This window comes from Haloferax sp. Atlit-48N, assembly GCF_003383015.2.
Lineage (GTDB): Archaea > Halobacteriota > Halobacteria > Halobacteriales > Haloferacaceae > Haloferax > Haloferax volcanii.
This window is the reverse complement of the sequence record NZ_CP137689.1, coordinates 995,503-1,015,977: the sequence shown is the minus strand read 5'-3', so window position 1 is coordinate 1,015,977 and position 20,475 is coordinate 995,503. Positions and strand designations below refer to the sequence as shown.

Annotated in this window: 23 protein-coding genes; 16 read left to right on the top strand and 7 right to left on the bottom strand. The window is 66.7% G+C overall.

The features are described 5' to 3' along the window. The first annotated feature begins 171 nt into the window (after window positions 1–171). From purB to DEQ67_RS05480, 8 genes are all read left to right on the top strand, one after another. Window positions 172–1,563: an adenylosuccinate lyase gene (gene purB, locus DEQ67_RS05515; RefSeq protein ID WP_115802408.1), complete on the top strand. Its 1,392-nt coding sequence runs from the start codon at window positions 172–174 to the stop codon at window positions 1,561–1,563. A 327-nt stretch (window positions 1,564–1,890) separates the two neighbouring features. Then, window positions 1,891–2,964 carry a glucose 1-dehydrogenase gene (locus tag DEQ67_RS05510; RefSeq protein WP_115802407.1) on the top strand — a complete coding sequence of 358 codons (1,074 nt, stop codon included), beginning with the start codon at window positions 1,891–1,893 and terminating at the stop codon, window positions 2,962–2,964. After that, window positions 2,961–3,593 carry a transcriptional regulator GfcR gene (gfcR, locus tag DEQ67_RS05505; protein ID WP_004043856.1) on the top strand — a complete coding sequence of 211 codons (633 nt, stop codon included), beginning with the start codon at window positions 2,961–2,963 and terminating at the stop codon, window positions 3,591–3,593. The genes DEQ67_RS05510 and gfcR overlap by 4 nt, the downstream gene beginning before the upstream one ends. 84 nt (window positions 3,594–3,677) lie before the next feature. After that, a complete protein-coding gene (locus tag DEQ67_RS05500) occupies window positions 3,678–4,022 on the top strand; it encodes a glutaredoxin family protein (protein ID WP_004043857.1) in 345 nt (114 codons plus the stop codon). 168 nt (window positions 4,023–4,190) lie between these two features. Continuing rightward, on the top strand, window positions 4,191–4,757 hold the full coding sequence (locus DEQ67_RS05495) for a DUF7110 family protein (protein ID WP_004043858.1): 567 nt from the start codon (window positions 4,191–4,193) through the stop codon (window positions 4,755–4,757). A 137-nt stretch (window positions 4,758–4,894) separates the two neighbouring features. Continuing rightward, the gene (locus tag DEQ67_RS05490) at window positions 4,895–5,872 is read left to right on the top strand and encodes a phosphoadenosine phosphosulfate reductase family protein (RefSeq protein WP_004043859.1); all 978 of its coding nucleotides are present in this window, start codon (window positions 4,895–4,897) and stop codon (window positions 5,870–5,872) included. 124 nt (window positions 5,873–5,996) lie between these two features. Next, entirely contained in the window at window positions 5,997–6,950 is a 954-nt protein-coding gene (locus tag DEQ67_RS05485; RefSeq protein ID WP_115891304.1) for a phosphoadenosine phosphosulfate reductase family protein, read from the top strand. A gap of 74 nt (window positions 6,951–7,024) precedes the next feature. Beyond that, window positions 7,025–7,747: a diphthine--ammonia ligase gene (locus DEQ67_RS05480; protein WP_115891305.1), complete on the top strand. Its 723-nt coding sequence runs from the start codon at window positions 7,025–7,027 to the stop codon at window positions 7,745–7,747. A 40-nt stretch (window positions 7,748–7,787) separates the two neighbouring features. On the opposite strand, the gene DEQ67_RS05475 is transcribed toward DEQ67_RS05480, so the two are convergent. Then, window positions 7,788–8,756, bottom strand: coding sequence for a sugar phosphate nucleotidyltransferase (locus DEQ67_RS05475; RefSeq protein WP_115891306.1), 969 nt, complete (start codon window positions 8,754–8,756; stop codon window positions 7,788–7,790). Between the two features lie 114 nt (window positions 8,757–8,870). Between DEQ67_RS05475 and DEQ67_RS05470 the strand changes: the two genes are divergently transcribed. Further along, on the top strand, window positions 8,871–9,170 hold the full coding sequence (locus DEQ67_RS05470) for a transcriptional regulator (RefSeq protein ID WP_004043863.1): 300 nt from the start codon (window positions 8,871–8,873) through the stop codon (window positions 9,168–9,170). 9 nt (window positions 9,171–9,179) lie between these two features. Here the strand turns inward: DEQ67_RS05470 and DEQ67_RS05465 are convergent, their stop codons facing one another. The 5 genes from DEQ67_RS05465 to DEQ67_RS05445 form a co-directional block, all read right to left on the bottom strand. Beyond that, entirely contained in the window at window positions 9,180–10,025 is an 846-nt protein-coding gene (locus DEQ67_RS05465; RefSeq protein WP_115891307.1) for an HNH endonuclease, read from the bottom strand. An 81-nt stretch (window positions 10,026–10,106) separates the two neighbouring features. Further along, window positions 10,107–10,781: a type 1 glutamine amidotransferase domain-containing protein gene (locus tag DEQ67_RS05460; protein ID WP_004063973.1), complete on the bottom strand. Its 675-nt coding sequence runs from the start codon at window positions 10,779–10,781 to the stop codon at window positions 10,107–10,109. Window positions 10,782–10,881: 100 nt separating this feature from the next. After that, window positions 10,882–11,448 carry a hypoxanthine/guanine phosphoribosyltransferase gene (gene hpt / locus DEQ67_RS05455; protein WP_004043866.1) on the bottom strand — a complete coding sequence of 189 codons (567 nt, stop codon included), beginning with the start codon at window positions 11,446–11,448 and terminating at the stop codon, window positions 10,882–10,884. Between the two features lie 158 nt (window positions 11,449–11,606). After that, window positions 11,607–12,008, bottom strand: coding sequence for a hypothetical protein (locus DEQ67_RS05450; RefSeq protein ID WP_004043867.1), 402 nt, complete (start codon window positions 12,006–12,008; stop codon window positions 11,607–11,609). 254 nt (window positions 12,009–12,262) lie between these two features. After that, on the bottom strand, window positions 12,263–12,601 hold the full coding sequence (locus tag DEQ67_RS05445; RefSeq protein ID WP_115860131.1) for a winged helix-turn-helix domain-containing protein: 339 nt from the start codon (window positions 12,599–12,601) through the stop codon (window positions 12,263–12,265). Between the two features lie 478 nt (window positions 12,602–13,079). Here DEQ67_RS05445 and mbhE point away from each other — a divergent pair, with 478 nt between their 5' ends. The 7 genes from mbhE to mnhG are packed head-to-tail and all read left to right on the top strand — an operon-like array spanning window position 13,080 to window position 19,291. After that, the gene (gene mbhE, locus DEQ67_RS05440; protein WP_115802403.1) at window positions 13,080–15,485 is read left to right on the top strand and encodes a hydrogen gas-evolving membrane-bound hydrogenase subunit E; all 2,406 of its coding nucleotides are present in this window, start codon (window positions 13,080–13,082) and stop codon (window positions 15,483–15,485) included. After that, window positions 15,482–15,955, top strand: a complete 474-nt coding sequence (locus DEQ67_RS05435; RefSeq protein WP_004043870.1) for an MnhB domain-containing protein — start codon at window positions 15,482–15,484, stop codon at window positions 15,953–15,955. The genes mbhE and DEQ67_RS05435 overlap by 4 nt, the downstream gene beginning before the upstream one ends. Continuing rightward, window positions 15,952–16,293 (top strand): sodium:proton antiporter, encoded by a 342-nt coding sequence (locus DEQ67_RS05430; RefSeq protein ID WP_004043872.1) that lies wholly within the window; start codon window positions 15,952–15,954, stop codon window positions 16,291–16,293. Before DEQ67_RS05435 ends, DEQ67_RS05430 begins: the two co-directional genes overlap by 4 nt. Further along, window positions 16,290–17,987: a Na+/H+ antiporter subunit D gene (locus DEQ67_RS05425; protein ID WP_004063983.1), complete on the top strand. Its 1,698-nt coding sequence runs from the start codon at window positions 16,290–16,292 to the stop codon at window positions 17,985–17,987. The genes DEQ67_RS05430 and DEQ67_RS05425 overlap by 4 nt, the downstream gene beginning before the upstream one ends. Further along, window positions 17,987–18,589 (top strand): Na+/H+ antiporter subunit E, encoded by a 603-nt coding sequence (locus DEQ67_RS05420; RefSeq protein ID WP_004063985.1) that lies wholly within the window; start codon window positions 17,987–17,989, stop codon window positions 18,587–18,589. The genes DEQ67_RS05425 and DEQ67_RS05420 overlap by 1 nt, the downstream gene beginning before the upstream one ends. After that, on the top strand, window positions 18,582–18,875 hold the full coding sequence (locus DEQ67_RS05415) for a monovalent cation/H+ antiporter complex subunit F (protein ID WP_004063987.1): 294 nt from the start codon (window positions 18,582–18,584) through the stop codon (window positions 18,873–18,875). The genes DEQ67_RS05420 and DEQ67_RS05415 overlap by 8 nt, the downstream gene beginning before the upstream one ends. Continuing rightward, on the top strand, window positions 18,872–19,291 hold the full coding sequence (gene mnhG / locus DEQ67_RS05410; RefSeq protein ID WP_004063989.1) for a monovalent cation/H(+) antiporter subunit G: 420 nt from the start codon (window positions 18,872–18,874) through the stop codon (window positions 19,289–19,291). Before DEQ67_RS05415 ends, mnhG begins: the two co-directional genes overlap by 4 nt. A 15-nt stretch (window positions 19,292–19,306) precedes the next feature. Here mnhG and coaBC read toward each other — a convergent pair whose 3' ends face one another. Beyond that, on the bottom strand, window positions 19,307–20,467 hold the full coding sequence (coaBC, locus tag DEQ67_RS05405; protein ID WP_004063991.1) for a bifunctional phosphopantothenoylcysteine decarboxylase/phosphopantothenate--cysteine ligase CoaBC: 1,161 nt from the start codon (window positions 20,465–20,467) through the stop codon (window positions 19,307–19,309). Window positions 20,468–20,475: the final 8 nt, after the last annotated feature.

Below are 20,475 nucleotides of genomic sequence, written 5' to 3'. Positions count from 1 at the left end.
GGTCCTCAAAGTGGTTGCGGTCCTCGACGCCGAGGTGTACTCGATTGTGTATATGTCTCTCCCACCGAGACCGAAGATGGGGGCAGAGTACGCACACTCGTGCGTACTCGTCGCTTCCGCGGCGGCGACGAACCCCCGGCGTTTAACCTCCCCCATCGTGACGACTCAGACATGACCGACGCCGACCGGCACGACCCGCTGTACGCGGTGTCCCCGCTCGACGGGCGATACGCCTCCCGAACCGCACCCCTCGCGCCGCACGTGAGCGAGGCCGCGCTCATGCGCGCCCGCGTCGAAGTCGAAGTGGAGTACCTCCTCGCGCTCGCCGGCCTCGACGCGACGCCGCTTTCGTTCTCCGAGGCCGAGCGCGCCGACCTCCGCGCGCTCTACGAGGCGTTCGACGCCGACGACGCCGACCTCGTGAAGCGGCTCGAAGTCGAGGGCGCGGCGGGCTTCTCGGCGACGAATCACGACGTGAAGGCCGTCGAGTACTTCATCCGCACCGAGACCGACGAGTCGGTCCACCCGTGGATTCACTTCGGCCTCACCTCCGAGGACGTGAACAACCTCGCCCAGCGCCTCATGGTGAAAGGCGCGGTCGAGGAGGTCATCGTGCCCGAACTCCGCGACACCCGCGACGAACTCGTCTCGCTCGCGCGGGAGTTCCGCGACGTGCCCATGCTCGCGCGGACCCACGGCCAGCCCGCGACGCCGACGACGTTCGGCAAGGAGATGGCCGTCTACGCCGCCCGCCTCGGTCGGACGCTCGCCCGCGTCGAGGCCGCGACCGACGACCTCGCCGGCAAGCTCGCGGGCGCGTCGGGCGTCTACGCGGCCCACGTCGCCGCCTACCCCGACGTTGACTGGCGGGCGTTCTCCCGCGAGTTCGTCGAGTCGCTCGGCCTCGAACACACCGCGCTCGCCACGCAAGTCAACCCCTGCGACGACCTCGCGGCGCTGTTCGACGCCGTCCGCGGCGTCAACAACGTCCTCGTCGACCTCGACCGCGACGCGTGGCTGTACGTCTCCGACCGCTACCTCGGACAGGAGGCCGTCGAGGGCGAGACCGGCTCGTCGACGATGCCGCACAAGGTCAACCCCATCGACTTCGAGAACTCCGAGGGCAACCTCTCGAAGGCAAACGCCGACCTGACGTTCCTCGCCGACTACGTGACGACCTCGCGCCTCCAGCGCGACCTCTCGGACTCCACGGTCAAGCGCAACGTCGGCGCGGCGTTCGCTCACTGTCTCATCGGCTACAAGAAGACCCAGACCGGCCTCGGTAAGGTCGTCCCGAACGAGCAGGTCATGCGCGACGAACTCGACGACACGCCGGCCATCATCGGCGAGGCCGTCCAGACGATTCTCCGCCGCGAGGGCGACACGCAGGCCTACGAGCGGGTGAAGGAGCTCACCCGCGGCCGCGAGGTGACCCTCGACGACTTCCACGACCTGTTTGCGGACCTCGACGTGGACGAAGAAACCCGAGAGGAACTGCTCGCGCTCACGCCCGCGACGTACGTCGGTCTCGCGGACGAACTCGTCGACGACATCGACAACTGAACCGAGGGTCGAGTCGTCGGGTCGGCAGGCGGCGGCCCGACGAAGCGACGCGCTCTTTTTCCCCGGTCGGTCGAACGCGCCGCTGAGTCGAGCGAGCGTCAGGAGAAAACCGAAACCGCCTCAGAGGCCGACGGGCACGGGATATCGGCCTCGGCGCGGTTCGGGCACGGGTTCGGCGGCGAGCGCCGGCACGGGTGGGCTGGACAGGCTGGTCCGCGCAGTGCGGTTCGTCATGGGCTGGTACGACGACGCAGGGCGCTCACCGTGGCCGAATTATTTACTCATCATAGAATAAGTCTTTTGGTGGGGTGGTGCGTTGGTGGAGGTATGAAAGCAATCGCCGTCGAGCGCGGGGAAGATAAGCCGGTCGTCATCGAGAAGCCGCGACCGGAACCCGACGCCGGGGAGGCGCTGGTCCGAACGCTTCGGGTCGGCGTGGACGGGACGGACCACGAGGTCATCGCCGGCGGCCACGGCGGATTCCCCGAGGGCGAAGACCACCTCGTGCTCGGCCACGAGGCGGTCGGCGTCGTCGTCGACCCGAACGACACCGAACTGGAGGAAAGCGACATCGTCGTGCCGACGGTCCGCCGCCCGCCGGCGTCGGGGACGAACGAGTACTTCGAGAAGAACCAACCCGACATGGCCCCCGACGGGATGTACGCCGAGCGCGGCATCGTCGGCGCGCACGGCTTCATGTCCGAGTACTTCACGAGTCCGTCGGACTACCTCGTCCGCATCCCGCGCTCGCAGGCCGAACTCGGCTTCCTCATCGAGCCCATCTCAATCACCGAGAAGGCGCGGGAGCACGCCTACGCGAGCCGGTCGGCGTTCGACTGGAACCCCTCGTCGGCGCTCGTCCTCGGCAACGGGAGCCTCGGACTCCTGACGCTCGCCATGTTGAGAGCCGACGACAAGGGCTACGAGGAGCTCTACTGCCTCGGTCGGCGCGACCGACCGGACCCGACTATCGACATAATCGAGAAGCTCGGCGCGACCTACGTCGACTCCCGCGAGACGCCGGTCGAAGAGATTCCGGGCGCACACGAGGACATGGACTTCATCTACGAGGCGACCGGCTTCCCCAAACACGCCATCCAGTCGGTGCAGGCGCTCGCGCCGAACGGCGTGGCCGCGCTCCTCGGCGTCCCGAGCGACTGGGAGTTCGAGGTCGACGCCGGCGCGTTCCACCGCGAGATGGTGCTCCACAACAAGGCGCTCGTCGGCAGCGTCAACTCCCACGTCAAGCACTTCGAGGCCGCGACCGTGACGTTCACCAAGCTTCCGCGGTGGTTCCTCCGCGAGTTGGTCACGGGCGTCCATCCGCTTTCGGAGTTCGAAGCAGCATTCGAAGACGACGACACCACTATAAAAACCGCCATCGAATTCGGTACTGTATGAAGAACGTCGACGACCTCATCGCCAGCGCGGCTGAGCTCGCGGACCGCGGCCTCTCGAAAGGCGAGATTGCCGACGAACTGAACGTCTCCCGCGAGACCGCCAGCTGGCTGGTCGAACGAAGCGGCGCGGCGACCGAACCCGAACCCCGTGCGGAGCCCGAAGGCCCCGACGATATCCACGTCGACTGGAACGCCATCGGGAGCGGCGGCAAGCGCCTCACCTACGTCGGGCGCGCGCTCGCCGACCTCCTCATGGAGACGAACGGCGAGGCCGACGTGACCGTCGGCATCGAGAAAGCGGGCGTCCCGCTTGCGACCTCCGTCTCGCGCGAACTCGAAACGACGCTCGGCGCGTACTCGCCCGCGAAACACCAGTGGGACGAAGGCGACCTCGAAGACCTCGGCGGCGGCTTCTCCCGGAACTTCTCGCCCGTCGAGGGCCGCGACTGCTTCATCGTCGACGACACGGTGACGAGCGGCACGACCCTCCGCGAGACCATCGACGCCATCCGCTCCGAGGGCGGCGAACCCCTCGCGTGCGTGGTCATCGTCGACAAACAGGGCGTCGAGGAAATCGACGGCGTCCCCGTCCACTCCCTCATCAACGTCGTCCGCGTCGGCGAGCAGTAAGCCACCGTCTCGGTCGGGACGGTTCGTCGGTTCCGGATTGACCGCGACGCAACTCCTTTGTCCGCCCGGCCGTTATCTGGGTGCATGACGTTCCAACCGGAGAGTTTGGACCCCGAAGAAGTGCAGACCCGCGTCGACGAGGCCGTCGCTGACAACCGCGTCGTCCTGTTCATGAAGGGCAACCGCCTGATGCCGCAGTGCGGCTACTCCGCGAAGGCGGTCGACCTCATCTCCCAGTACGTCGACGAGTTCGAAACCGTCGACGTGCTGCCCGCGCTCCCGCACTACCGCGAGGCGCTCAAGGAGAAAAGCGACTGGGAGACCATCCCCCAGACGTTCGTCGACGGCGAGTTCGTCGGCGGCAGCGACATCCTCGAAGAACTCGACGAGCGCGGCGACCTCGAAGCGACGCTGACCGGCGCGAACTGACCCCGGGAGCGACCCCCGACAGACCGCCGGACAGCGCCCCGACGCCGACTTTGTTGCTCTCGCCTACCGAGAAGGGGAGGCCATATAAGCCTCGAACTCGTACACGAACACAGGTATCGCCATCCGGGTGCGCTCGCACCGTGGCTCTCGTCGATACCGAAGCCAACAATGTCAGGCCGCGTATATCGACTCCATTCGACGTTGGAACTGCCACTCGAAGACGTGATGGACTACTTCGAAAACGACCCAGAACTGCCGCCTGAGGTCGAGAACGTAGACATCACCCGCCGAAACAACACTCTCATCATCAAAGCCGTCTCCGCCGACGACAACCTCAGCAAGTACACGCCGACGGCCCAGTTGAAAGCGAGCGTGACGGAAAATCGCGTCTACGAAGAAGAGCCGCCCCGAGCGGGCGCGCCCAACTGGGGAGACGAAGAAGAAGAGGAGATTCCCTCCGAACTCGTCGAGTTCGCCTGCTTCAAAGGCGACCTCGAAACCGTGCTCCAGAACACGGCGCTTCAGTACCCGATGTTCCTCGTCCTCCGCGAGATTGCGATGCTCTCGGAGAAGGGGACGCTGACCGCCATCACCGAGGAAAGCGACGAACTGCAAGCGACGCGCATCGTCGAAGGCGAGGTGCGTGCCGCCTCCGTCGAAGTCGTCGAGAACCCCCAGCAGAACGGTTCCTCGGACAGCGGAATCAACTGGCGCGACAACAAGTTCATCTCCTAAACGCGTCGTATCTCCTCATCCCGTCACCGCCGAACCGCGTGAGCTAGCGGCCCAAATCGTGCTCGGCGGTATCACGCGTCACACTACGCCTCGGGCAAAAAGCATTTACACCGCCTAATTAGATGTAATTACACATCATGTCGGAAGCCGAATCCTTCCCGGACTACCTCGACGTCGACTACACCGACGGCGAAGGTGAGACGCCGGAGGACTACCCGAGTATCGAGGACAAAATCGAGAAGGCCATCGAGGTCACGAAGCAGGGTCTCGAACAGTACGAGAACCCCGCGGTGATGTGGACCGGCGGGAAGGACTCGACGCTCACGCTCTACTTCATCAAGGAGGTCGCAGAGCGCTACGACCTCGAAGTGCCGCCGGCGGTGTTCATCGACCACTACCAGCACTTCGACGAAATCATGGACTTCGTCGAGCACTGGGCCGAGGAGTGGGACCTCGACGTCATCTGGGCGCGCAACGAGGACGTCGGCGCGTACGTCGACGAGAACGGCCTCGAACCCGGCGACGACATCCCGGTGTCCGAACTCTCCGAGCACAACCAGCACCACGTCCGCGAGATTCTCGAATACGAGGAAGACACGTTCCCCTTCCTGCTCGACACCTACGTCGGCAACCACCTGCTGAAAACCGTCGCGCTCAACGACACCCTCGAAGAACACGACATCGACGGCGTCATCTCCGGCGTCCGCTGGGACGAACAGGAGGCCCGCGCCGACGAGACGTTCTTCAGCCCCCGTCACGACCCCGACATCTACCCCCCGCACGACCGCATTCAACCCATCCTCCAGTTCGAAGAGAGCGCCGTCTGGGACGCCTTCTGGTACTTCGCGGTCCCGGACACCGTCGAGAACTACCCCGAGGACGGCTACGTCCCGACGAGCGACACCGATCTCCCCGAGGGCGTCACCCAGGAGGACGTACCCGTCTCGCCGAAGTACTTCGCCGGCTTCCGGAGTCTCGGCAGCGAGGTCTCGACCGACAAGTCCGCCGAGGAACCGGCGTGGCTGCAGGACATGGAGAACACGACCGAGCGCGCGGGCCGCGCCCAGGACAAAGAGGACCTGATGGAGCGCCTGCGCGACCTCGGCTACATGTGACGACGGCCGACGCCTGACGCGAACGCCGCGTCACGGCCACCTTTTTCGCGGCCCCCGCTTCGAGAGCGACCGCGACCGTCCCACAGCGGAAACAGCGATAGTCTCCGCGGCCGAGTCTTGCTGTATGGCTCACACGTTCCCAGACTACCTCGACCTCGACTACGACGACGGCCGCGAGGCGACCGCCGCGGACTACCCGACGCTGGCGGACAAACTCGAAAAGGCAGCGACAGTGGCCGCGACCGCCTTCGAACAGTACGAGCGCCCGGCCGTCATGTGGACCGGCGGGAAGGACTCCACGCTCGTCCTCTACGTCGTCCGCGAGGTCGCCGCCGACACGGGCGTCGACGTGCCGCCCGTCGTCTTCATCGACCACTTCGAGCATTTCGACGAGACCGAGGCGTTCGTCCGCGAGTGGGCCGACCGCTGGGACCTCGACCTCGTCGTCGCCCGCAACGAGGAGTTCGCGCGCCTCGGCGCGTCGCCCGGCGACGAGATTCCCCTCGCGGACCTCGGCGACGATACCCGCCGCGAACTCGCCCGCCTCGGCCACGAGGGCGAGACCGTCGTCCTCGACGCCGACAGCTTCGAGGGCAACCACCTCTTGAAGACCGTCGCACTCAACGACACGCTCGAAGCCCGCGGCTTCGACGGCGTCTTCTCGGGCGTCCGCTGGGACGAACAGGAGTCCCGCGCCGACGAGACGTTCTTCAGCCCCCGCCACGACTCCGAGAAGTACCCGCCGCACGACCGCGTTCACCCCATCCTCCAGTTCGAGGAGACCGACGTGTGGGCGGCGTTCTGGGAGTACATCGTCCCCGACTCGGTCGAGGGCTACCCTGTCGACCACGTCCCCGAAACGTCCGACGACCTGCCCGACGGCGTCGAACCCGCGGACCTGCCCGTCTCGCCGAAGTACTTCGAGGGCTACCGCTCGCTCGGTACCGAATCCGGGTCCGCGAAGTCCGACGACCGCCCCGCGTGGGCGCAGGACCTCGGCGCGAGCGCGGAACGCGAGGGGCGCGCGCAGGACAAAGAGGACCTGATGGGTCGGCTCCGCGGTTTGGGCTATATGTAGTCCGGAGGTCTATCGAAACGAGTCCGCGGCGTGCACACCGTAGCGCCTAACTCCTCCAACGCGCTATCGCCTCCATGACATCCGAGTGGGTCAGTCTCTTTTCCGGCGGCAAGGACTCCTCGTGGGCGCTCTACCGCGCGCTCGAAGAGGGGTTGAACGTCACCCGCCTCCTGACCGTCCACCCCAGCGACGACTCGTACATGTACCACGTGCCGGCGACCGACCTCGCCGCGCTCGCCGCCGAGAGCACCGGCATCGAACTCGTCGAGGTCCATCCCGGCGACCTCGAAGCGACCGCCGCCGCCGACTCCGGCGCGCAGGGCGACGCCGAACTCGAACCCCTCGAAGCGGCGCTGTCGGACCTCCAAGCCGAGATGGACCTCGCGGGCGTCACCGCCGGAGCCATCGAAAGCGAGTTCCAGACCGACCGGATTCAGGCGATGTGCGACCGCCTCGACATCGACCTGTTCGCCCCGCTGTGGCAGGAAAACCCCCGCGAACTGGGTAACGCGATGCTGGCGGCGGGCTTCGAAATCACCATCATCCAGGTCGCGGCTCACGGCCTCGACGAGTCGTGGCTCGGCCGGACGCTCGACGCCGACGCGCTCGACGAACTGGCGGCGCTCAACGACCAGTACGGCGTCCACATCCTCGGCGAAGGCGGCGAGTTCGAGACGCTCGTCACCGACGGGCCGCACATGGACCGCCCCATCGAACTGGAGTACGAGACGGAGTGGGAGGGGACCCACGGCCGCCTCCGCATCACCGACGCGTTCCTCGGGGAAGAATCAGGATAAGAACTCGCGGCCGGGTTGCGGGTTCGGCCCGCGGACCGCGTTACTGCCCGTTCGTCAACCGCGAGTGCGCCCCGATGAGGGCGTTCGAGAGGTCGAGGCTCTCGATGTGCGTCTCCTCGTCGACGATGGAGTTCTTGAGCTCCGCGTTTCGGATGACCGCGCCGGGGAACACCACGGACTCTTCGAGGACGGAGTCTTCGACCACCGCGTCGGCCATGACGTGGACGTTGGTGCCGACCTCGGTGTTCGTGAGCGTCGCCGACTCGTGGACGAAGTTCTCGCCGTCGAGATACCACGCCACGGCGTCGAGGTAGCTCTGGGGCGTTCCGATGTCGAACCACGCCTCGTCGAACGTGTAGGCGAACAGGTCGCCCGTCTGTTGGAGCCACTGCATGAACCAGCCGGGCTCGTCGGGGTTGTTGTCGCCGGAGAGATACTCGTCGAACTTGGGCAGGTCGTCCGCCGGGATGGCGTAGCAGGCGATGGAGACGAGCGTGCTCTTGGGGTCCTCGGGCTTCTCCTGGAAGTTGATGACGCGGTCGCCGTCGAGTTCGACGAGGCCGTACGCCTTCGCGCGCTCTTTGTCACCCACGTCGTAGGCGGCGAGACACGGCTCGTTTTTCTCGTAGAAGAAGTCCACGAAGTCGCCCACGTCGAAGCTGATGAGGTTGTCGCCCGCGATGACGACGAGGTCCTCGTCGACCTCCTCGCGGTCGATGAGTTGGGCGAGCGCGCCGACGACGCCGAACTTCTCGTCTTCCTCGCTCGTGTCTTCGACCGACAGCGTCGGCTTGTCGAACGGCGACTCGTCGATGTACTCCTCGAACGCGCCGGCGAAACGCTCGTTCGTGCTCACGAACACCTCCGAGACCCGGTCGTCGGCTTCCAGGTCTTCGAAGATGGTGTCGATGACCGTCTGGTCACCGACGGGTAAGAACATCTTGGGTCGGTGTTTGGTAATCGGCCACAGACGCGTCGCGTACCCACCGGCAAGGACGACTGCCTTCATACACCCCACGTCCAGCCACGTGGACAAGGCCTTTTTGCATCCTCTCTATCTTGCTGACATTTCTCGGCCGCCGGCGGCGCAAGGGATTTTCCCTTCGACTCCCAATCGAGCGATATGACAGCCCGGGAGTCCGACACGACGGCCCGCCAGCGCATCGCCGACGCCCTCCGCGACGACCCCGCGACAGCCTCCGAACTCTCGGCGAGCGTCGGCGTCTCGGTGTCGTCGGTGTACGGCCACCTCCAGCACGTCGCCCGAACGGTCCACGGAGAGGACGGCGAACAGTTCCTCGTCGCGCCGCCGGAGTGCAAACACTGCGGCTTCACCGCCTTCGACGACCCCGTGAACTACCCCTCGCGGTGTCCGGAGTGCCGAAGCGAGGGCATCGAAGAAGCCGTGTTCAAAATCGAGTAGCGAGCGCGGTTAAAACGACGCGATGGTTCGGTTGTGGTAGTCGAGAAACGCGGCATCGAGGTCGTGGTCCTCGCGGACAGAAAGCGAAGCCCCGTCTAACTCGCGTTCGTAGGCGTGGGCGATGGTGTACGTCTCGGGGTCGACGGCTATCATTCCGTAGTCGAAGTCCGCGTGGTGGTCGGGGCAGAGAACGAGGAGGTTCGCCTTGGCGTCCGGGCCATCGTGGGGCCGCCCGAGCGGTTTGAGATGGTGCGCCTCGGCGTACCCGTCGTGAACCCCCCGGCGACGACGCTCCCCACAGACTTGGCACGTGTGGGAGTACCGCGCTTTCAACTCGGCCGCAAGTGTCGTGTTCCGAATGATTCGGCTCCGCGTCGTCTCGGTGCGTTCCGCGGGCGCGAGGTCTGCGGCGGCTTCCTCGTCGTCGACTCGCTCCCGCGTTTCGTGACGGCGGCGGAGCACGAATCGATAGACGTCCCTGCCGTCGCCTTCGAACGGTCCGCACGCGTAATCGACGACCTCGACTTGGCCCTGATACTCCCAGTCGGCCTCTCCCGACTCGCGGTGGAAGAAGAATATCGGTAACGGGTGGCGTTTCGCCCGCGCCAGAAACTTGTTCCCGCCGGTGAGCGTCTGGTCACCGGTCCGTCCTTCTCCGACGTACGTGAACTCGCCGCCGGTCACGTCGTCACCGTACGGCCCGGTGTCGCTCGAAAAGAGACGGAGATACCGTTGGTCGTCGTCGTCGTAACAGATTTCGATGCCTCGCCCCGTCATGCCGCGGTCGAACCGGGAGCTGAGTTCTGACCCGCTCAACCGTTCGCCGGGTTCGAGCGAGAGCGCTGCGAGTTCCACAGCAGTTTCGACGACCGACCGACGAAAAAACGTTCTCCTGCGGCGGGCGGTGTCCCCGGGTGGGACCGACTCGTCCGCGGCTTACAGTTCGTCCAACAGCGTCTGGGCCGCCGCGGCCGACGAACCGGGGCCGCGCGCGGTGATGAGGTCGCCGTCCACGGTGACGCTGGTGTCGCTGTCGAGTTCGGCGTCCCAGACGCCGCCGGCGGCCTTCACCTCGTCTTCGACCCAGTACGGGAGCTTCCGGCCGTCGGGCATCAGGTCGTCGTCGTCGACGATACCCTCTTCCCACTCGTTGGGGAAGCCGGTGACCTCGCGCCCCTCGACGAGGAACGAGCCGTCGGCCTCGCGGGTGAATCCGAGGATACCGACCGCGTGGCAGACGACGAGCGCCTTCGAGTCGTCGCCGGCGACCGCCTGCAAGAGCGCCTGTCGGGCGTGTCGGTCCTGATTGACGTCCCACGCGGTCCCGTGACCGCCGGGGAACACCACGGCGTCGTACTCGTCGGCGTCGACCTGTGCAATCGGCTTCGGGTTCTGGAGTCGCTCGTCGTTCTCGTGGACCTCGACGACGCGCTCTGCGAGTTCCTCGCCGACCTCCTCGGGGTCGACAGAGCGCTCGTCGACGACCGGGACGCCGCCCGTCGGCGTCGCAACGGTTACGTCCACGCCGGCGTCGGTCAGAGTCGTAAGCGGCTCGATGCATTCCTCTCCCCAGTAGCCGTCTTCGCTGACGATGAAAAGCGCCGATGTCATCGCTCCCGAGTACGGCCCGGGCACAAAAAGGCCCCGCGGAGGCGGAAATCCGCGGGCGAAAGTGACGCGGCTCTGACGCCGCGGCCGTGTCGGTGTCGGGTCAGTCGTCGCCGTGCTCGTCGACGATGACGACCTCGCCGTCTTCGACGGTCACGTTGATGAGCGTCTTGACGTGGTGGTCCGAGTCGTCGAGTTCGTTCGGGCCGGCCTTCTTGATGATGGCGACGGTGTCGACGACGTCCGCGCCGATGTGGTCGAGCGCGTCGAGGACGGCCTTCATCGTGCCGCCGGTCGACAGCACGTCGTCGAGCACGAGCACGCGGTCGCCCTCGTTGACGTCGTTGATGAACATGTCGCCCTCGGAGTAGCCCGTCTGCTGGTGGAGCGACACCTCGCCGTCGAGGCCGTACTCGCGCTTGCGGATGACGACGAGCGGGATGTCCGTCATCAGCGAGACGGCCGTCGAGATGTGGATGCCCATCGCCGCCGGCGTGACGATTTTGTCGACGTTTTCGAGGTTCGCCTTGCGGATGATTTTGATGACGATTTCGCGGAGGAGCCCCGGTTCCAGCATCGGAACACCGTCGCTGATGGGGTGGACGAAGTACTCGTAATCTCCTTTTTCGATGATCGGCGCGTCGAGAAGGGACTGCCGCAACTGGTCCATGGCGCTCGTTCCGCCGGTCGGGCATAAAATGTGGCGGTTCGGAGGCTCTCGGACACGCCGACCCACGCCGTACGGTATCGCGTCTCGCGGTCGAACGCAGTCGAGCGCAACCGCTCACGACCGTGTTCGCGACTCGGAGCGCGAGGCTCCGAGGGCGGTTACATCCCGCCGAGAAGCTGTGACGCGGTCTTCACCAGCGGCTCGACGCTCTCGTCGGGGTCGACGAAAAGCAACATCCCGCGGCCGCCGCAGTAGACCTGTAACACGCCGTAGCCGTCGCGTTCCTCGAAGCGGTACTCGACGCTGTTTTGCACCGGGCTCAGCCCGGAAAACAGCCCGCGTTCCATGAACTCGCGCCGAGTCTCCTCGGCGAGCGAACTCAGGTGCGCCACGAGCTCGTCGCGACTCCGAAAGTCCTCACGGACGGTCTCGCCGACGTGGAACAGGTCGAACGCCGTCGCACCGTAGACGGCGACCAGCGAGACTGCCCCCTTCGCAGTCCCCCGGAGCGCCTCCATCGCGACCTCGCTATCGGGTCCCGGTCCGTTGACGGATGCCATCCGTGACGGGTCGATTATCATTCGTTTCCCCCCTTGCCCTGACGCCGCGCGTCTCCCTGCCCGGAGCGCGCGCCTGGACGTATCATGAATCTCAGATAGTCAGTTGTTGCTATAAATGTGGAGGTGGAATTTCGCTCGTTGAAAAACAGCGCGCTACGCGGGGTATGAAGGCTGTTTTCGGCCACCTACGTCGAGCGTGTTCCGACGCGACACCGGATATAGTGAGGAACCATGATTGATTCGACCCCGCGTCGTCAGTTGTTCTCTGACTCGACTTGATCGCCCGATACCGGGAGTGTCGAGCGGGATTCGGTCCGGAACCCCTCGTCCGAAAGGGAGACGACCGTCTCGTCGAAGTCGCACTCGTAGCGGCGGCAGTGGGTCCCGTCGTCGCGAACCTCGGTCGTCGAGGTGACGAGGCCGCACTCGCACAGCCGGTCGAGCCGTCGGTACACGGTCGGAAGCGAGAGGTCGAGCGTCTCACCGAGTTCCTTGGCGGTGCGAGAGTCGCGGCGGAGCGCCACGAGCAGCGCCCGGGACTCGGTGTCTCCGAGTATATCGAGGAGTTCGTCGCTCGACACACGTCCGTCCATCCTGATGAAAGCCTCCGAATGAGCGTACAAAGTAGTTGCGCCCCTGCGACCGTGACCGCCTTCGGTGCGAACAGGCGGGGTGAGAGAGGGCCGAACCGGGGACTCCGCGACTATGACAAACGATACTGCTTACGTAACACCTCGCGTGCGGACGAAGACGGTTGACAACGGGACCGCCTCCCTCGCGAACGACGCGGTGGGGTCGCGCGCGGCCGTCGGTGAGAGGACCGCCGCGACGCGTGAGTACAGCGCCGGCCGAGTCGCGCGCGGACGAATCCCGCCGGCGCGACAAATATTCTCGAACGGACGAATGTACTCTGAGACGTAGTATGGTCGGCTGAGGATATAAATTTCGCCCTCCAAAGAAAATCATGAAAATCAGAAAAACGTAGAAGAAATCGACCGACCGTCAGATTTCGACGCCGAACAGCCAACGGGTTTGACAACACCTAAGTCGGCGGTCCCCGCAATTTCCCCCGTGCAACCCACACCGGAAGTCGTCCTCGCGGTCGTCTTCTTGCCGTTTCTCGCCGCGGCGTTCACCCCGGTAGTCTACCGGCTCTTCGGTGAGCGCACGGCGTACTTCGCGGCCGCCGTCGCGTTGGTCACGCTCGGCCTCGTGACGGACCTGTATCTCGCGGGGGCGCACGGAACCGTGCCGCTCGAATGGATTCCCTCGCTCGGAATCTCGCTGGCGTTTCACGTCGACGGGTTGGCGCTTCTCATCGCCTTCCTCGCCAGCGGCGTCGGCGTGCTCATCCTCACGTACTCCGGAGGATACATGCACGGCGAACCGGGCCAGGCGAAATACTACGCGACCCTGTTGGCGTTCATGGGCTCGATGCTCGGCGTCGCCCTCGCGGGCGACCTCGTCGCCCTGTTCGTCTTCTGGGAGCTGACGAGCCTCTCGTCGTTCATCCTCATCGGCCACTACACCGGGGAGAAGGCCTCCCAGTACGCCGCCCGGAAGTCGATGCTCATCACCGTCTCCGGCGGCCTGTTCATGCTGGTCGGCTTCCTGCTTCTCGTCTGGGCGTCCGGCCAGACGGGAGCCATCGAGGGAACGACGTACAGCATCCCGGTTTTGGTCGAACACGCGGACGCGATTCGCGAGGTCCTGACGGCCTCCGGCCTGCTCGTCCCCGTGCTCGTCCTCGTCGGCCTCGGCGCGGCGACGAAGTCCGCGCAGGTCCCGTTCCACGTCTGGCTTCCCAACGCGATGGAGGCACCGACGCCGGTCTCGGCGTTCCTCCACTCCGCGACGATGGTCAAAGCCGGCGTCTACCTCGTCGGCCGATTCCGCCCGCTTTTCCTCCCCGAGGACGCGGCGGTGCTCGGTGAATGGACGCTCATCTTCGCCGTGCTCGGCCTGTTGACGATGACCGTCGCGGCCATGCTCGCGGTGAGCGCGACCGACATCAAGGAACTGCTCGCGTACTCGACGGCCTCGCACCTCGGCCTCATCATCGCCGCCTTCGGCTTCGCCAACAGCTACGGCGCGGAGGCCGGCGCGTTCCACATCCTGAACCACGCGAGCTTCAAGGCCGCGCTGTTCATGGTCGCGGGCATCATCGCCCACGAGGCCGGAACCCGGAACATCGACCGCCTCGGCGGGCTCCGAAAACACCTGCCCGTGACGGCCGTCATCGCGGTCGTCGCGTCGCTGTCGATGGCCGGCTTCCCGCCGTTCAACGGCTTCTACTCGAAGGAACTGCTGTTCGAGTCGACGTACTACGCCGCCGAACACATGGGCGGCGTCGCGTGGGTCTTCCCCGTCGTCGCGGTGTTCGGGAGCGTCTTCACGTTCCTCTACTCCATCAAGTTCGCCTCGCTGTTCTTCGGCGACGAACCCGACGGCCTGGGTCACGTCCACCGCCCGCCCGCGGCGATGCTCGTCCCGCCGGCGATTCTCGGCGCGCTCGTCCTCGCCATCTCGGCCCAGCCGAACCTCTTTATCGAGGGGCTCATCGGCGACGTATACGGCAGCGTCGTGCCCGGCGAGGCCCACTCCTTTTCGGTCCACTTCCCGACCGAACTCACCCCGTACGTGATTATGAGTCTCATCACCATCGTCGTCGGTGCGGCCGCCTTCCCGTTCTACGACCGCATCCACGACGCCATCAACGCGGCCCTGCGCGGCCCCGTCCGCGCGAACTGGTGGTACGACAACTTCGTCGAGGGGCTGACCACGACGAGCGTCGCCGTCACGCCGAAGATTCAGACCGGCCTCCTGCGCACCTACGCGACGTGGGGCCTCTTCGGCTTCGTCGCGCTCGCGCTCGGCGGCTACGCGGCCGCCGGCGTCTCCATGCCCGGATTCAGTACACTCAGCGTCTCGATTCCCATCGTCCTCGTGCTCCTCGTCGCGCTCGTCGCCGCCTTCGCGGTCGACGTCGCGCCGTCGCACGTGGCGGGCGTCCTGACGCTGTCTATCGTCGGCTTCATGGTCGCCATCTTCTACATCCTCGCGGACGCGCCCGACCTCGCGTTGACCCAACTGGTCGTCGAGACGCTCGTGTTGGTCATCTTCCTGCTCGTCTTGGACCGCCTGCCGGCGTTCTACGGCGACGCGCCGGACCGACTCGTCTCCGTCCGCGACGGTCTGCTGTCGCTGGCCGTCGGCGGCACGGTGTTCCTCACCGTGCTGCTGTCGACGGACGCCTCGCCCGACCCGCTCTTACAGGAGTTCTTCGTGGCACGGGCGGGCGTTCCGGCGGAACACGGGCCGTTCTTCGCGGACTACGGCGGCGGCTCGAACATCGTCAACGTCATCCTCGTCGACTTCCGTGGCATCGACACCATGGGCGAGATTTCGGTCGTCGTGATGGCGTCGCTCGCCATCCTGACGCTGATTCGCATGCGAACGCGGGGTGAGACCCAATGAACGGCTCGTCCGGCCGGACGACCGTCATTTCGCGGACCGTCGCGCGCATCGTCGTCCCCATCATCTTGGTGACGGCTATCGCGCTGCTGTTCCGCGGGCACAACCTCCCCGGCGGCGGCTTCATCGGGGCCGTCCTCGCGGCCGCCGCCTTCGCGCTCGTCTACATCATCTTCGGGCTGGAGTTCATCCAGCGCGAGGTGCTCGCCATCAAACCCGACGGCTCGGAGCAACACCGACTCGTCGAGACCTACCGCTGGATGGCCTCCCTCGGCCTCGCAATCGCCGTGGGGTCCAGCCTCGCCCCGCTCGCGTTCGGCGCGCCGTTCCTGACGCAGGGCGTGCTCTTCTTGGAGCACCTGCCCCTCTACGGCGAGCTCGAGGTCGCGAGCGCGTTCGCCTTCGACCTCGGCGTCTTCTTCGCCGTCGTCGGCGGCCTGCTCACCATCGTCGCGGAGGTCGGTAACGAATGACCCAGTTCTTCCTCGCCGCCACGCTCGGCGTCCTGTTCAGCATCGGCACGTACCTCGTGCTCCGACGCGACGTGGTTCGCGTCGTCTGGGGTATCAGCATCATCAGCCAATCGGCCAACGTCTACCTCGTCACCATGGGCGGATTCGACGGCCTCGCGCCCATCCTCTCGGGCCACGGCGCGAGCGGGCCCGCGCCCTCGGACCCCATCGTGCAGGCGCTCGTCCTCACCGCCATCGTCATCGGCTTCGGGACGACCGCGCTCGCGCTCGTGTTGACCTACCGGGTGTACGAGGAACACGGAACAATCGATATGTACGAACTCGGAGGGAGCAGATGAGCACGCTCGTCATCGCACCGCTCCTCGTGGCGCTCGTGACGGCGATTCTGACGCTGCTCACGCGCCCGAGCGACATACTCCAACGGACGGTCAGCCTGCTCGGCGGCGTCGCCTATCTCGTCGCCGTCGCCGCCCTGTTCGACGCCGTGGTCCTGCCGCTCGGCGGCGAGTCGACCACGCTCGTCTATCAGGTGTCGAACTGGGCCGCGCCGTTCGGCATCACGCTCGTCGCCGACGCCCTGTCGGCGTTCCTGTTGGCGCTCACCGGCTTCGTGTCGCTCCTGACGCTCGGCTACTCCGTCGCGTCGGTCGGCTCGTTCGGCCAGCGCCTCAGCTACCACACGCTGTTCCACTTCATGGTGGTCGGCGTCACCGGCTCGTTCCTCACCGGCGACATCTTCAACCTGTTCGTCTGGTTCGAGGTGATGCTCATGTCGAGCTACATCCTCGTGCTGTTTTACTCCGGTCGCGAGCACACCCGCGCGGCGCTCAACTACGTCGTGCTCAACCTCATCGGGAGCGCGGTGATGCTCGTCGCCATCGGCGGTCTATACAGCACGACCGGGACGCTCAACATGGCCGATATCGCCCGGCGACTGGCCGAACCCGCCGCCTACGACATCGAACTCCTGCCGACGCTCGGCCTGTCGGCGGTGCTGTTTTCGGTGTTCGCGCTGAAGGCCGGCCTCGCGCCCTTCCAGTTTTGGGTTCCCGCGGCCTACCGCGCCGCGCCGTCGCCGGTGACCGCGATGCTCGCCGGCGTCGTGAAGAAGGTCGGCGTCTACGCCATCGTTCGGCTCTACTTCACCATCTTCGCCGCGGCGTCTATCGACATCGGCTTCCTCGGCATCACCGGGGAGTCGTTCCTCGGCTTCTTCGGCCCGGTCATGTTCGTCATGGCCGCGGTCAGCATCGTCCTCGGCGGCATCGGCGCGGTCGGCCGCGACGACGTGGACGGCATCCTCGCGTACTCCTCCATCAGTCAGGTGGGCTTTATCGTCCTCCCGCTGGCGGTGGCCGCCACCGCGCCGTCCGAGGCGGTTCGCGTGCTCGGCGTGACCGCCGCGCTGGTCTACGCGTTCAACCACGGTCTCGCCAAGAGCCTGCTGTTCCTCGCGAGCGGCACGCTCAAAGACGTCGTCGGCAGCGACCGCCTGTCCGACCTCGGCGGCCTCGCCGACAGGGCGCCGGTGCTCGCGGCGGGCTTCCTGCTCGGCGCGCTGACGCTCATCGGCGTCCCGCCGCTGTCGGGCTTCTTCGGGAAGTATCTCGTCTTCCAGGCGGCCGCGGAGTCGTTCGCCGCGGGCGGGGCCGGCGCGGGACTCGCGCTCGCCGTCGCGCTCGCCGGCGCAATTCTGACTATCGCCTACTACACCCGCGCGTGGAACGCGGTGTTCTGGGGTCGCCCGAGCGACCTCGTCGACGCCGCGCTCCCCGAGCGCTGGTCGGTCGGCTCCGGCGACGTGGCGATGACCGACGGCGGTGACGACGGCCTCAAACGGCTCGAACTCACCACGCAGGTGACCGTCGTCGTCGCGCTCGCCGTCGCCGCCATCGGCTTCGGTATCGGCTTCGAGGCGCTGTTCGGCGCGGCCGACGCCGCGGCCCGCGCCGCCGTCGACACGAACGGCTACGTCGACGCCGTGCTGCACGGTCCGGGCGTCGGCTTCGAATCCGGCGGGGGTGGCCACTGATGAGCCGCCGCTGGCCGGTTTCGGGGCTCGTCATGGCCGTCCTCTGGCTGTTCGTCCGCGGCGTCGAACTGACGCCGCAGCGCCTGCTGGAGGAGTTCATCATCGGCCTCGGTGTCGGGATGGGCATCGCCTTCTTCTTCCGGCGGTTCTACGGGGACGAAGCACCCATCACGCGGAGCCTCCGCGTCGCGCCCTACGCGGCGCTGTACCTCGCGACGTTCCTCTGGGAACTCCTCACGGCCAATGTCGACGTGGCGGTGCGGACGCTGTCGCCGTCGATGCCCATCGACCCCGCCGTGGTCGAGGTGCCGCTCCGCGTGCGGACGCCGCTCGCCATCACGACTATCGCGAACAGTATCACCCTCACTCCGGGGACGCTGACCATGGACTACGACGACGAAACCAACTCGCTGTACGTGCACAGCATCGACGGGAGCGACCCCGACGGCATCCTCGAACCCATCCGCCGCTGGGAGGACTACGCGCTCGTCATCTTCGACGAAGAACTGAAACCGGGCGACCCCGCGCCGCAAGTCGAGGGGGGCCCCGCGGACGGCGGCGACGCGCCCGCCGCCGCGACGGGAGGTGAGCAACATGGCTGAGCCCGCGTACCTCGCGTGGATGGACTCCGTGCTCTTCGCCGGCCTCGCGCTCGCCGCGGGGCTGACGCTCCTCGTGAGCTACCGCGTCATCCGCGGGCCGACGGTGCCCGACCGCGTCGTCGCGCTCGACACCATCGGAACGAACGTCGTCGCCATCGCGGCGCTGTACGCCATCTGGAGCCAACAGGGGTACTTCGTCGGCGTCAGTCTCGTGCTCGCCATCATCGGCTTCATCAGCACGATTACCGTGGCTCGGTACGTCACGGAGGGGGACATCATCGAATGACCGCCGCAGAGACCGCAGCTGCCGCGACGACGGTCGGTCCCGTCCGCGCGGCGCTCGTCATCCTCCTGACGCTCGTGGGGAGTTTCTTCCTCGTCGTCGGGACCATCGGTCTGCTCCGGTTCCCCAACGTCTACAACCGGATGCACGCCACCTCGAAGGCGACCACGCTGGGGGCGGCGTCCATCGCGCTCGCCGCGACGGTGTACTACCTGCCCCACGGCGACGGACTGATGGCGCTCGTCACGGTGTTGTTCCTGTTCCTCACCGCGCCGACGGGCGCGCACATGATTTCGCAGGCCGCCCAGCGCATGGGCGTCCCGTTCCTCGACGGGGTCACGTGGCCCAAGCAGGTCGCGTCGGCCGACGCCGACGGCGCGGACGGCACCGACGCCGACGCCGCAGGCGGCGACGACTGACGACCCGCCGAAGGCCTATTTTTCCAACTCGGTCGCCAGTTCGGCAGCGACGCGAGCGCCCAGTCCGTCTTTCGACCCGACGTACTCGCTCGTCTCGTCGGCACGGACGACGAGCGCGCGGGTCTCCGAGTCGCCCATCACGGAGGCGTCGTTGGCGACGACGAAGGCGAGGCCGACGCGGTCCATGATGCGGCGGGCCTCGCCGGCCATCGCCTCGTCGTCGCCGGTCGTCTCGGCCTTGAAGCCGACGATGGGGAGGTCCGGGTGCGACTCGCGGACGGTGTCGATGAGCTTCGGCGCGGGTTCGAGGTCGAGCGTGCGCGCCTCGCCGGAGCGAATCTTCTGGTCGGCCGCCTCGACGGTGAAATCCGAGATGGCGGCCGCGGAGACGAGCGCGTCGGCGTCGGCGTCGACCGCGGCCTCGACGGCCGACAGCATCTCGGCGGCCGACTCGACGGCGAGCACGTCGGCGTAGTGCGCGTCGTCGCCGTCGTGGACGAGCGTCACGTCCGCACCGCGAACCGCGAGCGCGCGGGCGACGGCGCGGCCCGTGCGACCGGAGGCGCGATTCGAGAGCGTGCGGATTGGGTCGATGGACTCGGTCGTCGCGCCGGCGGTGACGACGACGGATGTTCCGGCGAGCGTCTGGTCGGTCGTCGCTTTGGCCACGCCGGTGACGATGGCCTCCTCGGTGGCGATTTTCGCCTTCCCCTCCTCGATGCGCGGGTCGACGAACTCGACGCCCCACGACCGCACCCGCTCGATGGCGTCGAGGACGCCGGGGTGGTCGTACATGGGTTCGTGCATCGCGGGCGCGACGACGACCGGAACGCCCGCCCCGAGGGCGGTGGTCGCGGTGGTCGTCACCGGAGAGTCGTCGATGGCGGCCGCTATCTTGCCGACCGTGTTGGCCGTCGCGGGCGCGACGAGGAACACGTCGGCCCAGCCGTCGCGGCCGCAGAGGTCGACGTGTTCGACGCGGCCGGTAATCTCGGTCACCACGTCGTCGTCGGTGGCGAACTCGACCGCCCACGGGTGGATGATTCCCGTCGCGGCGTCGGTCATCACCGCGCGGACCGACGCGCCCCGGCGGCGGAGTTCGTGCGCCAACTCGACGACTTTCACGGCCGCGATACTCCCCGTCACCCCGAGCGCGACGTTCACACCTTCGAGCATTCACTCGT

Bases quoted from the DNA above. Each gene is read 5' to 3' on its own strand.
- purB (WP_115802408.1), top strand. From the start codon at position 172: ATGACCGACGCCGACCGGCACGACCCGCTGTACGCGGTGTCCCCGCTC.
- DEQ67_RS05510 (WP_115802407.1), top strand. From the start codon at position 1,891: ATGAAAGCAATCGCCGTCGAGCGCGGGGAAGATAAGCCGGTCGTCATC.
- gfcR (WP_004043856.1), top strand. From the start codon at position 2,961: ATGAAGAACGTCGACGACCTCATCGCCAGCGCGGCTGAGCTCGCGGAC.
- DEQ67_RS05500 (WP_004043857.1), top strand. From the start codon at position 3,678: ATGACGTTCCAACCGGAGAGTTTGGACCCCGAAGAAGTGCAGACCCGC.
- DEQ67_RS05495 (WP_004043858.1), top strand. From the start codon at position 4,191: ATGTCAGGCCGCGTATATCGACTCCATTCGACGTTGGAACTGCCACTC.
- DEQ67_RS05490 (WP_004043859.1), top strand. From the start codon at position 4,895: ATGTCGGAAGCCGAATCCTTCCCGGACTACCTCGACGTCGACTACACC.
- DEQ67_RS05485 (WP_115891304.1), top strand. From the start codon at position 5,997: ATGGCTCACACGTTCCCAGACTACCTCGACCTCGACTACGACGACGGC.
- DEQ67_RS05480 (WP_115891305.1), top strand. From the start codon at position 7,025: ATGACATCCGAGTGGGTCAGTCTCTTTTCCGGCGGCAAGGACTCCTCG.
- DEQ67_RS05475 (WP_115891306.1), bottom strand. From the start codon at position 8,756: ATGAAGGCAGTCGTCCTTGCCGGTGGGTACGCGACGCGTCTGTGGCCG.
- DEQ67_RS05470 (WP_004043863.1), top strand. From the start codon at position 8,871: ATGACAGCCCGGGAGTCCGACACGACGGCCCGCCAGCGCATCGCCGAC.
- DEQ67_RS05460 (WP_004063973.1), bottom strand. From the start codon at position 10,781: ATGACATCGGCGCTTTTCATCGTCAGCGAAGACGGCTACTGGGGAGAG.
- hpt (WP_004043866.1), bottom strand. From the start codon at position 11,448: ATGGACCAGTTGCGGCAGTCCCTTCTCGACGCGCCGATCATCGAAAAA.
- DEQ67_RS05450 (WP_004043867.1), bottom strand. From the start codon at position 12,008: ATGGCATCCGTCAACGGACCGGGACCCGATAGCGAGGTCGCGATGGAG.
- DEQ67_RS05445 (WP_115860131.1), bottom strand. From the start codon at position 12,601: ATGGACGGACGTGTGTCGAGCGACGAACTCCTCGATATACTCGGAGAC.
- DEQ67_RS05435 (WP_004043870.1), top strand. From the start codon at position 15,482: ATGAACGGCTCGTCCGGCCGGACGACCGTCATTTCGCGGACCGTCGCG.
- DEQ67_RS05430 (WP_004043872.1), top strand. From the start codon at position 15,952: ATGACCCAGTTCTTCCTCGCCGCCACGCTCGGCGTCCTGTTCAGCATC.
- DEQ67_RS05425 (WP_004063983.1), top strand. From the start codon at position 16,290: ATGAGCACGCTCGTCATCGCACCGCTCCTCGTGGCGCTCGTGACGGCG.
- DEQ67_RS05420 (WP_004063985.1), top strand. From the start codon at position 17,987: ATGAGCCGCCGCTGGCCGGTTTCGGGGCTCGTCATGGCCGTCCTCTGG.
- DEQ67_RS05415 (WP_004063987.1), top strand. From the start codon at position 18,582: ATGGCTGAGCCCGCGTACCTCGCGTGGATGGACTCCGTGCTCTTCGCC.
- mnhG (WP_004063989.1), top strand. From the start codon at position 18,872: ATGACCGCCGCAGAGACCGCAGCTGCCGCGACGACGGTCGGTCCCGTC.
- coaBC (WP_004063991.1), bottom strand. From the start codon at position 20,467: ATGCTCGAAGGTGTGAACGTCGCGCTCGGGGTGACGGGGAGTATCGCG.